This window comes from Pseudomonas sp. Z4-20 (assembly GCF_051131955.1).
GTDB lineage: Bacteria > Pseudomonadota > Gammaproteobacteria > Pseudomonadales > Pseudomonadaceae > Aquipseudomonas > Aquipseudomonas marvdashtae.
On the sequence record NZ_CP071641.1, the window covers coordinates 2890812 to 2910085 of the forward strand.

Here is a 19274-nt window from a genome sequence, read left to right on the forward strand (position 1 = left end):
TGAGCACTGATTACATCATGCCCGCTCATTACAGATTCTCGACTGCGTACGCTCGGGCCACGGCACTATCAACTCGGGCCAAGGTGGGAGGAAAGCTAATGCCTCATTGCGTCCTCCGCATCCTGCGCGCCCGTGAAGCTAAGGCCTGTACTTCGGCATCGGACAGCCCCTAAGATCTAAGCCGTCACCAATCCATGGAGCGCTGATCTTGCCAAGCGTATTTTTTTCATACTGCCATGCCGATGAGGCGCTTCGTGATCAGCTGGAAAAGCAGCTATCGATGCTCAAGCGCCAGGGCGTTATCGACACTTGGCATGACCGCAGGATCGGCCCTGGTCAAGAAATCGATGCAGCCATAGACAACCATATCAACAGCGACGAAATCATCCTTCTCCTGGTCAGTCCTGACTTCATCTCCTCTGATTATTGCTACAACATCGAGATGACTCGCGCCATGGAGCGCCACGCCTCGAAGGAAGCGATCGTCATCCCTGTGATTTTGCGCGCGTGTGATTGGCATCATGCTCCGTTCGGTAAGCTGCTGGCCACGCCTGAGGATGGTAAACCCGTCACCCTTTGGCCTGACCGCGATGTAGCTTTCCTGCAAGTAGCGCAGGCAGTACGCAAAGCTGCAGAGCGATGCCGCAAGGATGTGACCATTCCTGCATCGCAAATCGCGCGCTCGGCGCCAGCTATTCCACAGCCGCCCTCCCCGCTATCGGCCACTGGCCCCCGGTCGAGTAACCTTAGAGTTGCCAAGAGCTTCACCCAGCGGGACAAAGATCAATTCTTGCTGGACACCTTTGAATACATCGCTCGCTACTTCGAGAACTCCCTGCAAGAGCTTCAAGCTCGTAATCCTGGCTATGAAGGTGTGTATCGTCGAATCGACGCCAATCGCTTTTCTGCGGTCATCTACAAGGACGGACGGGACGTTGCTAGGGGAACGGTGTTTACAGGAGGTCAGCTGGGTGCCGGGATTTACTACAGCCAAGGCGATTCGTTCGCGGGCAACAGCTACAACGAGTCACTTTCGGTAAACGCTGATGATCAGACCCTGTACTTGAAAACTGTGGGCATGTCTCGCTTTTCCGGACACGACCAGAAGCTGTCTCAAGAAGGTGCTGCGGAGGCGCTCTGGGGAATCGTCATCACGCCATTGCAACGCGAGAGATAACCTTTCCTGATCAACCACAGAGACTTAGTGATGGAGTGGAGGCGAGACGCGTATCGGGTGCTTATCGCCTGGAGTCAATGTCTGCCATCACTTGGGACGCTTCGAAGCAATAAGGGCATCGAAGGCCTCCTTGCTCGAACGTCCCTCCCGCATCCTTGCGACCAAAAAATCCGCATCCAACCCTGCTGGGTCAAAATGCTCTCGGGCATGCCGAACGATGCTCAACCAGAGCTCAAAAGGAACTGCTGTGTTATCACCATTTCTGTATCGATAACTTGGGCGCTGAAGCAACGATGGCGCTCGTAACACGAGGTCGTCAGACAGCCGTTGAAAAATTTGGAAGGGTGTCTCGCTCATCCCGATTAGGGAGGGATGGGTGAGGCGGCTGATCGATTGGATAGCTGACGCGGTATCGACCTTGTGCAGATTCGATAGACGTCGGACGTCCGCCTCAAATGCTTCTGGGCCAATTGACGTCACTAGTCGTTCAACAGATTCGAGTTCTGATAGGTTGTCACGGCCCAGCGTTTTTACGTGCTGCTCCATCATTCTCCTCCCGCTGACCAATTCCCTGCTTTCCACGCTCAAGAGGCCACTCTGAGCCACTGGAGCAACATCGTGGACATTCGGGAAATTGCTGTTACTCGTCATCGAGTGCCAATCGATGTTGTTCCACGTGCGCGTCGTCGCGCTCCCAAGCCTCTAGAAAATCAGTCCAATCATGCCAGTAGAATCCTGCCTCCACGCGACCTGCTGGCCCCAGAGCCACCGCGAAGCGGGATCTCCAAGGTTCTGGTATATCCGCGTCCCGAATAATCCAGCAACCTACGGGATGAGCCTCCCTAGGCAGCCGAACCAGTTCAGCGTGGTCAAGATGGCAGGCGCTCAATGGAACTTCATGATCAAGTCGTTCAAGCTCATCCAATCGTTCCAGAATTGATCGTGCGCTTTGATCGCCTGGTACCAGTTCAGCGAGCTGCCGTAGCGCCTTCCTTCGTTTTCGTTCTCGTAACCAGATATCACTCATTACGACGCCCTGAGAGCACGTAAGCACTCATGGTTAGTTGAGTTGGTGCTGCGCAGTTGTCTGTTAGACTTATCCATGGATTGCAAGCCCAGGCTACGCCACACAAGCGAAGGTCGGACGGGAGACAGGGAGGTCAGCTTCATAAGTTAGCGGCCTCTCGACTACCGCAGCCGAAACGCATATCCAAACAACATTCGCGGAAATTAACGAACTTTGATTCCGTGCTGCGCAAAATCGTTAAGGAGTGTCTTGCGACTCAGCATCGCTGGAAGCTTGAAAATGTTCCTGTAGCCGTACCAGAGGCCCATAGGCATAATCACTAACCCAAGCCCAAATGTGGCCGTAGCTGCAATAATGGCCGCTGGGATTGAGCCGAGCGAGAACACAACACCTTTCAATATTGTAGATCTAGCGATCAATCGGATGTCATCAAGATCGTATTCAACTTTTCCAGCTTTGTTTTCAAAAGCCAGCACCACAATGGTCTTTTTGGAGATTCTTTTGAAATACCAGGTTCGTGGAGTCTCGGTCGCCATCGCACCGTGAATTTTCAGGTATTTCGGAACGACCACCTGTTTGAAATAGAATGTCTCTCCTTTTTCATCTTCAAGTCGCACTCGACTGTAAAGAGCGTCAAGATCGCCTTGCGCTTGGATGTCATAATTTTTGATCGTTACGGTTATTTTTTCGAGGTCAGCCATTTTTCATCCTTAAGCGCATTGGTTTTCGGCAGACGCGGCTATCTGAATACCCATCAAACGCTTCCTGATGGCATCGTTCATGCGGTACATGTTTGAAAACGAAGTTGGGGTTATTGCCCTTTTCGCCTCCCGACCGGGCTGAAAACAGTCGGGGCCTTTAGGCTTCAGCAATCGTGCTCGCTTGTGATCACGTAGTGATCTCCTCCGACACTGCGAACCAGCTTGAAGCCGTCCTTCTCGGCGATGCACCGCACGGGAGGTGTCGCGATGGTCATACCGTTTTCCGACACTCCCGATTGGTCGCTGTAGACAAGCGCGACATAGCGCTCCCCCACTCTCGCGGCGCCGAAAAGGAATGCGTCGACACCGACCGACCAGTCGACGTGCTGAGCCCGAACGACTTCTGGAGGCAAGCCTTGTAAAGCGCCCTGGTGTTCCTCAGCCATCTGGCGGTCTCGCGCACAATCACAATTGAACATCTGCTTGATTCTCGACAATTGGTGAAACTATTACGAACGAGGAGCGACTACGCCGCCCCATCTCCCAGTAGGCTCCCAGTACGCGGCGCGATTTAGTAAATAATTGGGGGAATTGAGTGATCCTCCAACCGCAGTCACGCTGCGTACGCAAAACCATACCCAGGGCTGCGCATGCTGAGCCAGCCGTGTCGTACCACGCCGCTGATTGGTGCGCCGGCCAGTGCAAGCGAGATCACCAACGGCAAGTCGTACAGTTTTATACATCATATGACGTGTAACTGTACACAGCAACATGGCTACATCCTCTCTTTTGAGGACATCATCTTGTTGAAGCCAGCACTGGCAGCGGTCGTTCGAGCGGTTCGAGGGAATCTAGGCTTTACTCAGGAAAACCTTGCCCATGCAGCATCGCGCACATACCTGAGCAAAATCGAAAACGCCGAAAGCAGCCCCACTATTGATAAATTCGTAGAGCTTGCCGAGGCTCTTGGCATGAGCCCTTTGGCTTTCATGGCACTAATTCTCTCGACTCATAACAAGACCTCCTCTTTTACTTTGCTCGCAAAAGCCGCCGAGGAATTAGAGACCCTCCAAGAACGCGTCAGCGACGCTGACATCGCCGCGCATCTTGCTGGATTTGACCTAGTGAAGCGGCCTGCCGCTCGACCAGTGAATCTGATCAAGCTGAAAAATGTGCTGGAGTGCAAAGAGATTGGCTTGAGCAAGGCTGAGACCGCCAGGCGGCTCGGGATAAGTCGATCAACCGTGGGGTTTCTTTGGGAACGGTCGGTACCCACTGAAAACTGACCGACTCAGAGAGAAGCTTGCAGCACGCTAGGACATGCCAGTATGTTGTAGTGGCCTAATGAAACTGGATGCCCGTTTAGGCGAGAATGCTCACTAGGTAGAAGTGTTTGACGACAGACGATGCCTTTCTTTTTCTGCTGAATTCAAACGTAAAGCCGCAGGACACATGTCCGGTTCAGGACAGGACGGGTGACTGGATATGATCTAAACTACTATGGGCAATTTGATGGCACACTCTTGTGCTATTACACTGGCTACTGGGGAAAACATGGACATCTGGGCAGCCGATAAGCTGATCCTGTTTATCGCATTCGTCATTCCAGGCTTCATCAGCATAAAGTGTTATCAGCTCTTCCAGCCGGGGGTGATACGCAATGCGGCAGACCAGATAGTCGATGCCATCGCATACAGTTGCATCAACTACGCGCTGTTCCTATGGTTGATTTTCGCAGTGGAAGAAAGCGCGCTGCGCGCTGCACACCCGTTCCTTTATGGGTTGTTCTACGTCTTGGTTCTGTTAGTGGGCCCTGTCATCTGGGCGTTGATGTGGCGGTGGATGAGGTCATGGGAGGTGTTCCAAAAGAATGCGCCTCATCCCACCGCCAAACCTTGGGATTTCATATTTCAGCAGCGCAAGACCTACTGGGTGATAGTCCATCTCAAGGGAGGCGGTACAATTGGCGGGCTGTACGGTGTACGATCGTTCGCATCAAGCGCCCCAGCCCCAGAGCAGATTTACCTTGAAGAAGAATGGATAGTGGAGGATGGCGCCTGACTCGTGCTGTAGAATGCAGCGCAGGTGTACTGGTCAGCGGTTCAGAGATAGCGCACATCGAGTTCCGACAATACCGAGGGTGATTGCATGAGCGAAAAGGGACAGATCATTGGTAATGGTTATCAGCCTGAACTCTTGAAAAAGGGGTATCAGCCCATTGAACATGTGCCGCTCAATCGCCCCGAGCCAGGCGCTGGGTACCAGCCGACCAGCCAAGGCGACAACCCTTCTAATCCCCCTACTCCGCCCAGGGGGCGTTGAAGGCGGTTTTTTTGACTCAAGATCAGCTGTAAATTTTCCACCCATGGATTGAGGGAAAGTAAGTCCAGTCGCCCCCCCCCGGCCGGAGCTAGCTCGGGGTGTGGCTACAGCCTAAAAGCGCCACCAGTTCCTGGAAGTGTCCGATTTGAACCCTACAATCTGACTCAGTATGGCATGACAAATTTCGGGAACATGTAGGTATGCATCGACGACCCGGCACGGATAAATTTACTTTGAATTTAGCGTCGGCAATGCCCTAGCAATGTTTTTGCCCTCCCATTCAAGACTGCGTCGGGCAAAAAAGAGCGCTGGCGGTGGGGACAAACCTCACCACCAGAGTCTCTACAAGCCAATCTAAACTCAAAGGACGTCTCTGAGGCATGGCCAAACTACGTAACTTGCTCCCTCCGGGACGAGAAAACTTTGCTCAAGACCCTTTTGCACATAGTGCGCTCGGTGCGATGAAATGGGAGACCGCGAGTTTATACGCCGGCTACCCTATCGATCCGTCCGTTACGCCGTTGAGCGAACAGTTGAAGAACCCAGTGCTCTGGATGACTCAAGCGCATGCTATGTCTGAGGCGGCGTCAGCGGTGCTTCTAAAGGAGCAAAGCTTTGCAGAGATGCCGTTGTCCGTCCGCGCGGTCTGTGAGAGTCAATATTGCGCAATTGCCATGATGCTTATTGGCTACAGCCTCGAAGTCAGTCTCAAGGCAATGATCATCGTCGAGAACGGGATTGAGGGTTACACCCAGATGGGCAAGAAGACCATGCATCATCGCCTTGATGACCTGGCCTCGTCCCTGCCTGACCTCTCAAAAAAAGACAAAGCCATTCTGCTGGGACTTAGCCACTTCGTTAGCTGGGCAGGCCGGTATCCAGATCCGGGTACGGGCAAGGAGCACAAGCTGGACGAAATTTTTGACTTGGGCGAAAAGCACCAAGTGACAGCTTTCGACCTATTCAACGTGTCCAGCCGGGTGATGAAGCACGCGCAGACGGTCGTTAGCCAAGTGCTGGACTGAAACTTGTCTAACCTTTTATAGCTCCGTCGGCAGCGGCTCACCGGCTAAAACTTGCGCTACCTCAAGAGCAACTCACGCACGCGATTCGGCGCTTTCTGACCCAGAACACGATCGATGGAACGAAATCCGTAATCGCCTCGGAGACTATGAGCGGGTTCGGTTAAGCGACCAGCCACTCGTTGACGTATTTCTTGAGAAGGAGCTCCCTCGCTGGCGAGCATCGCGCAGAGCTCGACCTTTAGTTCGATCAAACTGCCCTCGGCTTCATCGACGAGTGCCAAAACTGTCAGCCCTTTCACAACAGACTCCAGAATCTCCCACCCGGTTTCGTGCCTACCACCTTTTTCCCCCACCCTAACAAGAGTCTGCTGGACTTGGTATGGAGGTCATCATCGCTACGCCTTAGGCTTTCCAACGCTGCCTCGAACAGGCATTCGGTTAGCGCGAAGTTCTCAACGAAGGTCACAGAATTCTTGTCTTCTGGAATCCATGAAAGCGTATCGATGAGCCAACCCGCGTGACGTTTCAGTCTATCCTGCAGACGCTCCGGCCAAGCAGGAGCATCCGCAAGGGCTCTTAGCAGCGCCGAAATGTCGGTAGTCCAGCCTATAGCATCAAATGTGAATTGAGATCGGTGCAGTACTTCGTTGTGGTCTGCTGGCAATGTCGAATTTAGCTTCCAGTGAATTGAAAATACATCCATTCAGTCTAATCACTAACGTCCCAAAATAGGCACGTTTAGCGACGCCCTGATTGCGCCTGTTGAAAAATGAATGGGAGCGCCGCAAAAAACAAAACACTCAAAAGAGAGTCCGCATAGGTTTTGTCAAAAAACAACCAGACAGAAAACGCTGCCACTGGAATACAGAGCAAAACTGACACTAGCATTGTTATGGCTACAAAAATGCGATCCGTCACCTCTTTGAAGGAATCGACCAGCGGCGCGATCAATTCAGCTAAAAACTCAGAGACAAGAAGCAAAGGAACATAGAGCAGTGCTGAAATCAGAAAAAAAGCAAGCTGGAGATTAGTTTTAGCAACAGGAATCTCAGGTAGATACTCTCCAATAAGGCGGGCGCTGCTTAGGAAAATATCTTTACTCGAAAATAGCGCCTTAAATACTGGCGGAGTAGAAATTGACAGGTAGAGCATTCCAAATGTCACTAGATAGAAAACGAATTTGTAGGCTGCTTCATCAGCCTTTTGACGATTATTCAATCGTCGGTCTGTCTCCATAACTCCAGCAGGCGCGATTGGTTCAATTGCCTCAACTGTCGTTGCATTCTGGCTTGAGATAGGTTTCTGGATAGACCGCCTCCTTCTGCCCCCCCAGAGAGACATAATTCCTGCATAAATGAATGATGCCACAACATTGAGTATCAGACTCCAGATATCACTAGCCATATTAATTCTTAACTGCTCGACGATTCAGATTATTCCGTTCCAGCAACGCTTTGAGCTCTTTGACTAAAAGTCACCAGCAAAGACCCTCCTAGATCTAGGAATACTAAGGGCAAATAGCCACTACTTCAACTATTTTCAGCGACCTGCTTCTCATTGTCGTGGTCAACTATTCTCGGATCGGACACGACCCTAAATTTTTCCTCGGCCTGAGCTGGGGCTTGTCCGTGGTTGGATTGGTACGGTCTGCGCCAGTAGATCTATCTAGAGCCGAAGCTCGATTCGTGCAGCTGACACCGACAAAGGCAGAGTCCATAGCCGCAGTATCGTGGCGCGCCGAGTGGAAGGCTTGGCGCTGTCGAACAAGTCGAGTGGGGATCTGGTTATCAAGACATTGGGCATGGCTTACGAATAGCGTGGCAGCCTAAAGGGCTGCTGTTCCACTCGGATCAAGGGTCGCAATATGACAGCCATCGGTTTCGCCAACGTCTCTGGCGTTACCGTATACGCCAAAGCATGAGCCGTCGTGGCAACTGTTGGAACAATGCGCCGATGGAGCGTGTGTCTCACAGCTTGAAGCTCTAAGACCGTGCCACTCACGGAAGTAGGAAACGCAGTACGTACCACATAAAGCACTAGAACGCCGATCGGTTACAGAGTATATGACTATCGGCTATTGCATATACCGCAAAGGATTTCACGTGACATTTCTCTCCAGATTATTTTGGCAAAAAACCACCCAAGCAACTGGCTACGAGCAGGAATTTAATGCCAGCCTACTTCGCACAAAGAAATGGAAGCTAAACCCACCAGCCTTTACGGCTCTGCCGGGACGGCTCCTGACCGAAGATGTGATGCCCCTGATTCAAGAGTGTTGGATTTCTGAGCTAGACGGCTGTGGCTATGAGGACTTCTCCCAGAAGTGCTTCCAGGTCACAATTAGCCTGCAGGAGCCTCTCCAAGAACTGCTTGGTGTTCCTTTGTTCTACACACTGGGATATGTGCAAGAAGACGGAAAAGGGGCTATCTTTCACACGGAGGTGGCGGAACTAAAACGGTTGGCTAGGAACAAGCAGCCACTCGCACATATTAATCTACATGCCTGGCTTACGTTGCCCACTTATGAAGTATTGGATTTCACACTGCTAACAACGCTCGGCACCTTGCTAGACATGCCTGATCTCAAAGGTCGAGCGGTTGCAGGACACCCTGCCGACTTTCCGGGGCACCCGAGCTATCATCCGCAACTTGTAGGAGATGAGTATCTGATCCAGAGTGGGCTCTCGCAACGGGTCATATTTTTCACTTGAAGACGTTGGAACTGGGGGCTCCATCTCTCGTGTGTAATTCGCAGTCACCACGCAGGTGCTTGCCATTTCTCAACGTAGCCAAGAAACTCTTCATGTGGCCTACGCACGGTTTTCCAACTGCTTACGTCGGCAAGCTTGTCTCTTGTCTTAGCCGTTGTGACCACAAGACGCCTCTTGGCGCGGGAAATACCCACGAAGAAAGTGCATCGAACTTCATGGGTGTCACTGCCCCAATAGGCCTCTTTCTCCAGACCTAGCAATATGACCGAATCAAACTCAAGGCCCTTGCTCTTGTGAACGGTCAGGATGCGGATTGACTGGTCATCAGACAGCTGGGCAAGGGCCTTGAGCAGGTCAGGCTCCTGGTCTAGTGCAGCATCAATATGCTTCTTAAGATCACGGATGATCTCCTTCAAACGATCACGCGACTCGTAATCATGGGAAAGGCCGGTCAGCAGGCTCACACCCACCATGGACAGAAACTCTTTTAGTAGCGTCCACCTCTGGGCGTAGTTTTTTGCGGCGAGATCCTCGGCAGCAGTCTTGCGTGCTTCCTTGATGAACCTGTTCCAATCGTTTCGCACGGAGCCTCCGTGGTCGTCGTCATCGGCTGGAATGATCCGCCTCAACAACCGCGTCCAGGCTTTCGGCTCCCGCGAACCATAAAGGCACAGCAGGAAGTCCACGACGACCAAGGCAATGGGCTCGGTGGTGATGTCCTGCATTTGATTTTCGTTGCGATAGGCGATACCAAGCCCATCAAGCGCAGAGGTCAATCGGATGGTGTAGGCCTCAGGATAACTCCTGACCAACACCGCAATTTCGGAGGGTGCCACACCCTCGACGTTGATCCAGATGTTGATCTGATCGGCAAGACTGAAGGCCTCGTCGGTGCAGTCCTTGAAAGACTGAAGCAGGATCTCACCGCCCTCACCACCCAAAAGCTCTGCGGGCATTTCAGAGCCGGGATCGAGGACTTTTATGAGGTCGTTCTGCAGCCTGAGAAGCTGAGGTTGCGAGCGAAAATTACGGTAAATGTTGAGATGGGTGGCTGCAAAATCCGCTTCAAACTTTCCGAATACGCCGTCAAGCGCGCCGGCCCAGCCCATGATCTTCTGCTTTACATCACCGACCGCAGTGACCCGGCGCGCCGTACCACCAAAAATCTTGCTGACCAGCGCGTACTGCTCGTCCGTGCAGTCCTGAAACTCATCAAGGAACACATCACTGTAGGTCTGCCTGATGGCATTCACCGCCATCGGATAAGCGTCCAGGATCTTCAGGGCCAGAGGGATCAGAAGTCCGAACTCGATCTGGACAGGGTGTGCCTTCCCTTTGGGTACTACTCGAAAACCCGCGTCTAACGCATCGTCGCCGGTGAGAACAGGGCGAAATCGCTCGATAATCCGCTTGGCGAAGCCATGGAACGTATAGCTGTCGAACCGACTGGCGTAGTCGGCCCCGCATCGCCTCCAAACCCTTTCCTTGAGGTTATTGCTCGCATCCACCTTGAAGGCAATGGCCAATATTCTATTCGGGTAACGGCATGCCCCCGTGGTCAGCAGAAAGTCAGCACGCTGGGCAAGCAGCTCAGACTTACCGGCGCCCGGGCCTGCAGTCAACGCCACGCACCGTTTGACCTCCCTGACCGCTACCTCCGCATTCGGCTCCAAAACGATGCCTTCCGAGGGCTTCCAAGCCTCGGGGGAAATCATTCCGAAAGCCCTTCGATCTTGGCGATGACGAAGTCCGCCAGACGATTTAGGGACGCAGGCATCTTGGCTATCAACTGATCATTTGTCAGGTTGGAAAGCGCTTCGATATGCGACTTTGGCTTGCTGTCGAGCTTGAAGCGCTTGTGGTAGGCCACAAAGTGCTTTCGCTCGATCAATGAATATTGGAAACGATCGTGATGACTATCGCCCAGCACGGACTTGGTTTGCCCCTGCTTCGGAACAACTAGGTCTTCAGGAGCCATACCATAGGCAAGCGGATAAGCCCTGAGCATCGAAAAATCCAGATCCATCGGCGCGGAAAAAAATACGCCCAAGGGCTCTAATTCGGCAACGTAGGATTTATATTGCGGATCCTTCTCAACCTTCAAGATTCCATGGGTCGGATGATTCCATACGGGTAAATTTTTGAGCTGATCGTCTGTCAGATACAGATCACCTGGCCGATGCTTTTTCATCTCCGTCGCGACGTATTTGATACGCCCCCACCCCCCACCAAAGCGTGCTACATCCAGATCCAACAACGTGACGTAAGGGATCTTGAGGCCACTGAGCAGCCTCCAGAAATGATTGATATGGCGACCACCCAGCGGCGCGATGGTAATGGCTGCTTCGTCGACTAACAGATTCTTCGCTGCGAGCAGCCGGGGCAGGACTATCTCCTCACTGTCGCCCTCCCCCAAGATAACCAGACGGGAAAAATAGACCTCTGGATAGGCCTGAACGGCTTCCCTCACAAACTTGTAGGCCTCACCCTTCTTATTGGGTGGCATCCGAATCTTCGTCACCACCGTGCAGCGCGACTCGTCCAACCTCAGGTACCTGATGGCCGAAGGGTCTATGCGCCGAAGCATCGAAGGTGCATGAGTCGCAATCAGAGCCTGGGCATCGGCGAATTTGGAGTCGCCAACCAACCCTTTGAGGGATGACACGATTCGCCCCAGGTAATGAGGCGACAGGCTGTTCTCTGGCTCTTCCAGGGCAACGATGGTGAATACCGCAGGACGCAGCTTCTCAGCGTCAAAGGAGTCGTCATTGCCATGCAGCACCGCTCGCCCGACAGCCTGGGACGACAAAACCAGCGAGAGATACAGCATCGATTTTTGGCCATCACTCAGCCGTGAGAAATCGACCAGTTGCTCGCCATGACCTGGGGAGAAGGACACCGAAAGATGCCGCAGCAGCGATTCGATCTCGTTGGCCATGAAGGTCACGCTCGGCTGCGTGAAAAACTGGCCCTTGTGGAGCTCTTTCCAAGTCTTGGTCAGGCCGGCGCTGAGGCTGAGCACCGATTCATTTTGAGTCAGGCTCTGGGAGATATCTGTGGTGAGCTGCTGGATCGTCTCACGCTGCTCCGACCAGTTCACGGCTCGCAGCAGACGTCCGAGCAAGGCGTTCGCGCCATAGGCGATGTGGTCAGCAGGATCTCGGCGAGCCGGAAGGTAGTGAACCTGGATGAAGTTTCGCTCGTCCCTGGGCACCGGGGCGGTGTCGACGGGAGCGTCATCTTCATCCACGTCCAAGACGTACACGAGGCTCTGCTCGATTTCATCGTCAATGCCAATGGTCGCATTCAAGCGGTATCTGACCCGAGGCACACCATCCGGGGTATCGAGGCGCATGTGCCCAAAGTGCATTGGAATCGTCGGGTGTTCGTTCTCGTCGTCGCTGAGTTCGGGAAAGGTGAACTCGGCCTCGATCCATAGCGCTCGCTGATCTGGCGCCTGCGTCTCATCATGCGGGACGAAGAAATCCGATCTACGCAATCGCCGCTGATTGGGGTCAAACGAAAAGAGGCGACAAAGCGCTTGGAGAGTCGCTGTCTTGCCGGAGCCGTTGGGCCCAATCAGAAATGTGAGGTCGGCCAAATCAACGGTGACTGGTTCCGCACCAAACGACTGAAAACCACAGATGCGAACGAACTGAAGCTTCAAAGTAGAATCCTTTCCATGTGAGGTCAGCGGTACGGGAGGGAACACGCCCCAATCCCAATCAGAAGCTCAATCAATCCAGCGGTACATTTCTGGCGCGATCGCGCGACCAGTACCGACGCGATTGAGCACATACAGCAGCCAATGGCCCCGAGGCTATTACGACGGCTCGGGGGCTTATTCTTTGTAGGACATGACAAAAGGTCGTCTGCCGTTAAGCGTATGCGAGCATCTGGCGGATCTTGCGCCCCCAGGTTTTATCGTGGATGAAACGTTGATGGTCGTGATCGCCATTAATGATCTCGTCCTTGGTCAGTGTCGATAGAACCTCCCAATCCTCACCAAACTTATAGGTGGCGTTATCCAAATGTGAGCTCTCAAGGAGATAAATCCCACGCTTGGAAAAACCAAAGACGAAGTAGCCTTGATATCCCCCTCGGCCCGTCGCGAAAAAATCAGGCTCGAACCGAGTGATCTCTCTGATCCTGTGTTCGATCACTCCCTGCTCTGACGCCCGCAGACCGGCCAGATAGGGTCTTACGATGGCTTCAGCGCTCTTCCAAGGGTATTTACCAGGGGGGAGCAAATCCCACTGCAACTGACGTGCCTGCACCTTCGCTATGCGCTGACGCTCAACGTCGAAGATCTCAAATTCGTGGAAAAATTCGAGCATGAGGTTTGCCAGGTGAACAAGCACTGCGGGCGGCTCATTGACTTCCACCCGGCGAGTCACGATGTACTCCTTCCCATCGATGACGCTTAGAAAAAGGTGCTCCATGGGCGGGCGAACAAAGTCGATGGGATATACATCCATTGTTCGAATCTGCACACCGCTGTGCTCTTGACCATGCCAGTCTTTCCAGCTCCGGTATTGCGGCACTGATTTTTTGATTAGCGGGAGATCTCGCCGTTTAATCTCTTTGCCGCGAGCATTGAATTCGCTGATTTTTCCAATCACCGCAGGAAGGATCGAATCACCGTCTTTTTCGAGGTGAGCAATCGCCAGTCGCGTCTGAACGTCTTGATCGATTTTGTCTCGCTCAATCACAAATAGCATCTCGCGAGCACCATGCGAGTGCGCGATGATTCTGTTGACGCTATTGATTGACTTGCCTGTGACCATTACTTTCGTCCTCGCCATCCGTGAGAGAAGCCAAGGGTAGCATACTGCCAGCAGAACTGAAGTGGCTGAGCTGTTGGCCCAGTAGCGTCTCTATCATGCTCAAACTTCACATTGGTCACCCCAATCCTTCCGCACGTGCTCCCGGACTTAACAAACTCCGTTATCCAAAGCGATGCACTCTGGCTGGCCTATTGTCGCAAAAATAAAAACTAGCGAAGGTTCATCCCGATGTGCGGACGCGATATCGATCTGAACAAAAAGGGTGTGTCAATTTCAAGAAAGCCAGAAAACCTCGCAAAACCTATCGCACCAGAAACCTCGCCACTCCATCACTCACGCCTCGCTTTTCACTGTGGCCACAGCAAAAATCTCTCGGCCAACGTTCGAATAGTGGCTCCTTATTTTTCAGTTGGATTCGTCGGAGCTGAATGTTCTGGCATTAGCTTAGGCTGGGATATCGGCTCGCGAATTGTTGCTGGCGGGTTTGTAGGTACGGGTGCTGAAATATGGGGCGCCACAGTTGCTACCGGTGATGCCAATGGAGGCGGGGCGTAAAGGAAGGCAAAGACTGCAATACCTATCGCTGCAGCGCCGAGCATCAGGAGACCTTGGCAACTGATCCTGTAAAAGAAGCTCTCGGCCTGTTCAATAGGATCGCCGACCATCTTTTTGTATTCGGATTCCGAGAGGAAACGATACAGTTTCGATTGCCAGTCCTGGCGTAACTGCCGCTGAATGTTTATGAATTTACGACCCGACATCACGTTCAACGTCGTGTAGCCGAATGCAACCGCCATCACGAGTGAAATAAGGTATGGGTTGATCTGGAGAGTTAGTCGCGCAGCGATCAAGCCCAAGCCCACAGTCAGCGCTGTCGAAATCGCTGCGATCGCCTGACGGGTCGCATCTGTCGCTTTGGAAGTTTCTTCAGTGACGGCCTTGCGGAGGTCTCCTAAAGATTTGAGGGTGTCCTTGGTGATCTCAGAGACCGCCATCTGATAAGCAATCTTGCCGCAATCCAGCGCAGCAGCAAGGTTCTCTCTGAAATACTGAAGCGCCTCTCCATCCGCCCTACCCGATCGAGCAATCTCAGCAGACAGCAGGATATGCTTCACTTCGGCTTCACGCGCATTTTCGTACACCCAAACCGCAGCATCCTGTACGACCTTGAAGTCGTTCAGCGTGATCTGCGGGGCGTCATTGATCGCTTTCGGGAGTGTGAGGTTTAGCTTAGGTGGCCCTCTGAAACTGAGCTTGCTCCCGGTCGCATCAATCTCGTTCGCGAAACACCGGCTTAGGGCGTCAAAGGCCTGAGCTGCCCAGACAATATGCAACGGATCAGCTTCATCGAGCTCATGGCTATCAGCGAGCAACCAGTGGCGAACATCCTCGGGCACGGTGCGGACGTCGGCTGACTCTTTCACCAAAAGCCGGGGCGACTTCGTTGCTTGAGACTCCACGTAGAGCACTTCAACACCCCAGTCGGCATACGTTCGAGCACGGGTGTTGAAGGATTCCAGCAGGCCAAGGACGTGCCATCGTGATGCCGAATGACCCTTTTCGAGGAAAGCTCTGAATCCCGCCTCTGTGGCCACGTACAAAACCGCAGTCTGATCATGCTCCTCCGGAAGCGGTTTCAAGAGCTCAGCGCGAAACGGCCCGAAAGCCTCATCCCCCTCCTCAACCTCGGTTTCGCCACCGGCGCTGTCATACGTGGTGACCGACCAAGCGGCAGAGGCTACTTGAACGATTGACCTAGCAGCATCAGCAGACAGGTTAGACACGATGAGGGTTGCATTTCCCTCAGTGATCAGCGCCTGACCTTCACGCGATAGGTCGTTAAGTAGGTTGGCCAGCTTTTGGTGTGACAACGCTGTCCTCCGTGACTCTGTCTGTATCCACGATGATTTGCACCTTTCCCCCTTCCAGCTCCACCACCTTTACGTTCGGGTTCTCCGCCCTGTCGGGGAACAGGATGGTGACGCCTTCGGTCGTAACAATCCTGCGCATGTAGGGCTGCCGGAGGATCTTACGATCGGGCTTGAAGCTGAGCTCATGCAACTTGCTTTTTTTAATGCGCGTGCGAGTCTCCTTCTCAAGGCGACCAGCTACCTTGTCATCTTCTGGGTGACCAGCAGCTAGCATAACTGCCTCCACGATCGCATCTTCATCGATCAGAGTACGAGTGCCGAGGTTCGCTTGTGCTTTCTTCAGGGCCTTGGCCACATTTTTGCCAGGAAGGTGTTCGATACAGGCTTGGAGCGCCCCTTTGAGCACTTTACGGGTAAGCTCGCTCAACTCCGTGTCGGAGACATCCCTAGTCACCGACAGAAAGTCGGTGAAGTAATCTGCCAGATCTACGCCATGCTTCGTACGATCAGTGGCCGAAACATTCTTGTCTGCAACACCATTAACCACACGGACGAGCGCCGTCTTCTGGATAGCTTTCTTTTCGTCTACCAAGGCGTTCACGATTCGGCGCAGCTTATTGCCTGGAGCTCCATCGTTTTGCTCTAGGGCCAGCTTATAGTCGTACTTGATCAAGCTATAGATCTTCACACTGGGGTCTTTGACCGACAGCTCGAACATCAACAAAACCCCGTCAGCACTACCGACGACATGCGCCCGATTGAAGCTAGCAGCCAGGCTCTGAGCACCTATGACAAACGGCGTGGCCCCGGTTGCAATCGCCTCAATTTCATTCCGCGTCGTGGAGACAGCCTTGAACATGAACACTGGCGCAGCAGCCATATCCACAACTTTACCGATAAAGAATGCTTCCTCCTCCAAGGCGCGCTCCGGCAGTGCCTCGAAGTTCTTGGTACCCACCACGTGCAGGATCATGCGGGCGATCTTGAGGGAATCTATTTCTTCGTCCGAAAAAAAACTCATGCAGTCTCCATTTCATAGCTCCCTCCTATACGGTAGGAGAAGTGGCTCGCCTCAGCAGATTTAGAGGCGGCAGTGCCGCATCCGTTGCAGCCTTGCAGAGGCCGACTCCATCCCCGAAAACGTAGGATTGGTAGAGATGCAGTGATCGGAGCATATACGTAAAGGCTGGCAAGCAGCCAGTATCATGAATTGCGTGTCACTCCCTGCCTAGATGGGGAATGAACAAGCTGAGGGGCAAACAGGCGGAGAGAAATGCGGACGCCTTCCAGGAGCTCAACTTCAGGAGCAACTGAGGCTACGTGAAAATGATTGAGCTGAGGCGTCTGCGCTTCTGCGCTTACAAAAAACCATCTCAGCACGTACCGTTCGTCGGGGAAAATCTGACCTTCTGACTACCGAAAATGTCAACGTTGACACGTTTGTGAAGGGTTTAGTGGGAAGTAAAAATTAATCTATACAACTGAATTTAAAAGGATTTCTATAAAATAACTTACAATGTCAACGCAGATCCCAATCGGATAGCGAAGTCGCCGTTTCGCAAGATGATGTGTTCACTGCAGTCATTCGCTGAGTAAGCTTTCGACCTGCCGGTTGTAACGTGCAACCGCTCTACGCATTAACGAATCAAAATTACGTTTCGGGATCTCACGCACGGTAGAGCGACTGCCATATGCTGCAACCGGAAAGTCGTAAAAAATATCCAGGAAGACGTCTACCACATCCTCGTGCTTCTGGGTTTCAGATTTTTTTTTGGAGTTAAACCCTGTCGTCTTTTTCAGGCCGGACGCCAGCAGTCCAGGGAAAATCATGCTGGGCAATACTGCCGGACACTTCGCTACGTGGAACCACGTTATGATCCTCCGTGACGGCAATGAGACAAGCATTCCGACCTTTGCTTGCTCGCCAAAAAACTCGCCTTCCTCAGTCATTGTCACTGCCAAAGAGAATTTGACTTGGATTACAAAATGCATTTTCAACTCCCCCTCCGATCGTTTGCTATCCACGCCCGCCACCAAATCCTGCGACGAAGTCCCTCAGATAAGGGCTCTCAATATCTTTCGCGAGCTCCAATAACTGGCTTAGGAGCTGCCGTCCTCGTTCAGGAGTAAAGATATTTGCTGCCCTTCCCAGCCCATACATATTGTCAAAGAAGTGGTGGCGCTGATCATAAGACCCCAAATACCGCTCAGCTGCAGATCGATCTGCATGGTCGACATAATCTAAGAGCAGACCTGTGAGGAGCACAGCAAGCCGTCTACGAATCACCTGGCTGATTAAAGGCCCGAGATTGAGATTATACCTGAACTGTTGAGAGTCAGTGCTAACCGGCTGCTTGGGAAACAGAGAAGTTATTACTCCGTGCCTTGGATAGAGCAACACTCGGATAATTAATTGTATCAGCCGCCACTGATGGAAATTTCCTCCTGCCTGGAAGTTTGGCTCCAATTTCGACATCAGAGACTGTATTGCCAGCAACGCTGACAGTACTCCTGACTCCAACCCTAACGGTTCCTTTGAAACAATATTCGGATTGGAGTGATAATGCCCAAACAGCTTTAAAGCCATGTTGAGTTTGTAGTTATATCTCCCAGGAGTATCGAGTATGGGAGCTGAGTGATGAGGGCAAACCGTGTGATAAACGTAACACCACTCCATTAGCATTGTTGGCAGCCGAAAATTCGTGATGTGTTCACAAAAGCATTGGTAGCAGAAGGCTCCTCGGTAGTATCGAGGTATCAGCCACGAACTCGTCGTATCAAAACATTGGAAGTCGACCTGTGACATTCCGATGCGTTCAAGGCAAGTTCGTGTGAACTCGCTCCCCGGATCAAAATCGGGATCGAAGTCTCCCTGTTGCATACAGCGCTGATAAATATCTGTTACCTCCCTCAGTGCGAGCTTTCCGATCCTTGGAATGGCGCCCTGCCGATGTAACCAAGACGAAAAAAGCTCATTTGGTAGCGGTTCATTAGGGTTACTCATCTTTAGAAGACCCGACGAACCATTGCGCCCTTAAAAGCGGATGGCATAAATTCAAAATTGTAGATGCGAGATTACCCTCTGTCCTCGCATAGAGATCGGACAGCACTGAGTTCGTAACAGCACTCAGTCCAATATCCTCGACGAAATCCTCGAAATAGTCCATGTATTGCTGCTTGCATTCGAAACTTTGCAAAATGCTCTCAGTACGACTTTGACTACCTGTAATTTCGCGCTGGTGAATAACACACTCGGCCTTTCCCCTTAACGGACTTTGCGACATCAAGAAGCTAATACTAGGTAGCGCCACGGCCATTTTGCTCAAATGACTAACAGTTGTTTTTTTCATCGAAACAGTGAGAGCAAAATCGTCGAGATCATCAATTGTAATCACCGATATAGACTGAATGCTAACCAGTTCGGTGACATATGAAGGGATGGGAGCACCATGGTATATTCCTTCTGCCCCCAACCCAAGCTCATAGTAGAAGGTCTCCAGCAAATTCATGCCGGTGAGTGCGGGGCGCGCCGCCAAATTTAAAATACATTTACTATGGGCCCTCAAGATATTCTCCATCAAAGTAGAAAGCCCCGCCCCTGGATATGCATTGACAATAGTAATCACTGGGTCAGCAGAAACGAAACTATTCAT

16 protein-coding genes and 1 pseudogene are annotated in these 19274 nt (G+C 52.3%); 6 read left to right on the top strand and 11 right to left on the bottom strand.

Features of this window, described 5'->3' with window-relative positions:
- Positions 1 to 208 precede the first annotated feature (208 nt).
- Positions 209 to 1177 (top strand): toll/interleukin-1 receptor domain-containing protein, encoded by a 969-nt coding sequence (locus J3P82_RS13180; RefSeq protein WP_434557230.1) that lies wholly within the window; start codon positions 209 to 211, stop codon positions 1175 to 1177.
- Between the two features lie 87 nt (positions 1178 to 1264).
- Here the strand turns inward: J3P82_RS13180 and J3P82_RS13185 are convergent, their stop codons facing one another.
- The 3 genes from J3P82_RS13185 to J3P82_RS13195 all read right to left on the bottom strand — a co-directional run bounded on the left by J3P82_RS13185 (position 1265) and on the right by J3P82_RS13195 (position 3351).
- The gene (locus tag J3P82_RS13185; RefSeq protein WP_434557231.1) at positions 1265 to 1723 is read right to left on the bottom strand and encodes a hypothetical protein; all 459 of its coding nucleotides are present in this window, start codon (positions 1721 to 1723) and stop codon (positions 1265 to 1267) included.
- A 684-nt stretch (positions 1724 to 2407) separates the two neighbouring features.
- Entirely contained in the window at positions 2408 to 2905 is a 498-nt protein-coding gene (locus J3P82_RS13190) for a hypothetical protein (protein WP_434557232.1), read from the bottom strand.
- 164 nt (positions 2906 to 3069) lie between these two features.
- On the bottom strand, positions 3070 to 3351 hold the full coding sequence (locus J3P82_RS13195; RefSeq protein WP_434557233.1) for a hypothetical protein: 282 nt from the start codon (positions 3349 to 3351) through the stop codon (positions 3070 to 3072).
- A 204-nt stretch (positions 3352 to 3555) separates the two neighbouring features.
- Here J3P82_RS13195 and J3P82_RS13200 point away from each other — a divergent pair, with 204 nt between their 5' ends.
- The 3 genes from J3P82_RS13200 (at position 3556) to J3P82_RS13210 (ending at position 6252) form a co-directional block, all read left to right on the top strand.
- Positions 3556 to 4191, top strand: coding sequence for a helix-turn-helix domain-containing protein (locus tag J3P82_RS13200; RefSeq protein WP_434557234.1), 636 nt, complete (start codon positions 3556 to 3558; stop codon positions 4189 to 4191).
- 268 nt (positions 4192 to 4459) lie between these two features.
- Entirely contained in the window at positions 4460 to 4966 is a 507-nt protein-coding gene (locus J3P82_RS13205; protein WP_434557235.1) for a DUF6338 family protein, read from the top strand.
- A 641-nt stretch (positions 4967 to 5607) separates the two neighbouring features.
- Positions 5608 to 6252, top strand: coding sequence for a hypothetical protein (locus J3P82_RS13210; protein WP_434557236.1), 645 nt, complete (start codon positions 5608 to 5610; stop codon positions 6250 to 6252).
- A gap of 738 nt (positions 6253 to 6990) precedes the next feature.
- Here J3P82_RS13210 and J3P82_RS13215 read toward each other — a convergent pair.
- Complete coding sequence (locus J3P82_RS13215) at positions 6991 to 7656, bottom strand: hypothetical protein (protein ID WP_434557237.1); 666 nt, start codon at positions 7654 to 7656, stop codon at positions 6991 to 6993.
- Positions 7657 to 7984: 328 nt separating this feature from the next.
- Between J3P82_RS13215 and J3P82_RS13220 the strand changes: the two are divergent.
- Together J3P82_RS13220 and J3P82_RS13225 are read left to right on the top strand one after the other, a co-directional pair.
- Positions 7985 to 8232, top strand: a pseudogene (locus J3P82_RS13220) (DDE-type integrase/transposase/recombinase); the annotation flags it as partial.
- A gap of 122 nt (positions 8233 to 8354) precedes the next feature.
- A complete protein-coding gene (locus tag J3P82_RS13225; protein WP_434557238.1) occupies positions 8355 to 8963 on the top strand; it encodes a hypothetical protein in 609 nt (202 codons plus the stop codon).
- A 44-nt stretch (positions 8964 to 9007) separates the two neighbouring features.
- Here the strand turns inward: J3P82_RS13225 and J3P82_RS13230 are convergent, their stop codons facing one another.
- From J3P82_RS13230 to J3P82_RS13260, 7 genes are all read right to left on the bottom strand, one after another.
- Complete coding sequence (locus J3P82_RS13230) at positions 9008 to 10678, bottom strand: UvrD-helicase domain-containing protein (RefSeq protein ID WP_434557239.1); 1671 nt, start codon at positions 10676 to 10678, stop codon at positions 9008 to 9010.
- Positions 10675 to 12630: an ATP-dependent nuclease gene (locus J3P82_RS13235; protein WP_434557240.1), complete on the bottom strand. Its 1956-nt coding sequence runs from the start codon at positions 12628 to 12630 to the stop codon at positions 10675 to 10677. Before J3P82_RS13235 ends, J3P82_RS13230 begins: the two co-directional genes overlap by 4 nt.
- A 211-nt stretch (positions 12631 to 12841) precedes the next feature.
- The gene (locus J3P82_RS13240) at positions 12842 to 13750 is read right to left on the bottom strand and encodes a hypothetical protein (protein WP_434557241.1); all 909 of its coding nucleotides are present in this window, start codon (positions 13748 to 13750) and stop codon (positions 12842 to 12844) included.
- A 398-nt stretch (positions 13751 to 14148) separates the two neighbouring features.
- On the bottom strand, positions 14149 to 15621 hold the full coding sequence (locus J3P82_RS13245; RefSeq protein WP_434557242.1) for a hypothetical protein: 1473 nt from the start codon (positions 15619 to 15621) through the stop codon (positions 14149 to 14151).
- Entirely contained in the window at positions 15590 to 16642 is a 1053-nt protein-coding gene (locus tag J3P82_RS13250; RefSeq protein WP_146476376.1) for a hypothetical protein, read from the bottom strand. The genes J3P82_RS13245 and J3P82_RS13250 overlap by 32 nt, the downstream gene beginning before the upstream one ends.
- 560 nt (positions 16643 to 17202) lie before the next feature.
- On the bottom strand, positions 17203 to 17613 hold the full coding sequence (locus tag J3P82_RS13255; protein ID WP_434557243.1) for a hypothetical protein: 411 nt from the start codon (positions 17611 to 17613) through the stop codon (positions 17203 to 17205).
- 1004 nt (positions 17614 to 18617) lie between these two features.
- Positions 18618 to 19274: a hypothetical protein gene (locus J3P82_RS13260; protein WP_434557244.1), complete on the bottom strand. Its 657-nt coding sequence runs from the start codon at positions 19272 to 19274 to the stop codon at positions 18618 to 18620.

What these genes read in the sequence shown, in the direction of transcription:
- J3P82_RS13185 (WP_434557231.1), bottom strand. Translation starts at nt 1,723, where the DNA reads ATGGAGCAGCACGTAAAAACGCTGGGCCGTGACAACCTATCAGAACTC.
- J3P82_RS13190 (WP_434557232.1), bottom strand. Translation starts at nt 2,905, where the DNA reads ATGGCTGACCTCGAAAAAATAACCGTAACGATCAAAAATTATGACATC.
- J3P82_RS13195 (WP_434557233.1), bottom strand. Translation starts at nt 3,351, where the DNA reads ATGGCTGAGGAACACCAGGGCGCTTTACAAGGCTTGCCTCCAGAAGTC.
- J3P82_RS13200 (WP_434557234.1), top strand. Translation starts at nt 3,556, where the DNA reads ATGCTGAGCCAGCCGTGTCGTACCACGCCGCTGATTGGTGCGCCGGCC.
- J3P82_RS13205 (WP_434557235.1), top strand. Translation starts at nt 4,460, where the DNA reads ATGGACATCTGGGCAGCCGATAAGCTGATCCTGTTTATCGCATTCGTC.
- J3P82_RS13210 (WP_434557236.1), top strand. Translation starts at nt 5,608, where the DNA reads ATGGCCAAACTACGTAACTTGCTCCCTCCGGGACGAGAAAACTTTGCT.
- J3P82_RS13215 (WP_434557237.1), bottom strand. Translation starts at nt 7,656, where the DNA reads ATGGCTAGTGATATCTGGAGTCTGATACTCAATGTTGTGGCATCATTC.
- J3P82_RS13230 (WP_434557239.1), bottom strand. Translation starts at nt 10,678, where the DNA reads ATGATTTCCCCCGAGGCTTGGAAGCCCTCGGAAGGCATCGTTTTGGAG.
- J3P82_RS13240 (WP_434557241.1), bottom strand. Translation starts at nt 13,750, where the DNA reads ATGGTCACAGGCAAGTCAATCAATAGCGTCAACAGAATCATCGCGCAC.
- J3P82_RS13250 (WP_146476376.1), bottom strand. Translation starts at nt 16,642, where the DNA reads ATGAGTTTTTTTTCGGACGAAGAAATAGATTCCCTCAAGATCGCCCGC.
- J3P82_RS13255 (WP_434557243.1), bottom strand. Translation starts at nt 17,613, where the DNA reads ATGCATTTTGTAATCCAAGTCAAATTCTCTTTGGCAGTGACAATGACT.
- J3P82_RS13260 (WP_434557244.1), bottom strand. Translation starts at nt 19,274, where the DNA reads ATGAATAGTTTCGTTTCTGCTGACCCAGTGATTACTATTGTCAATGCA.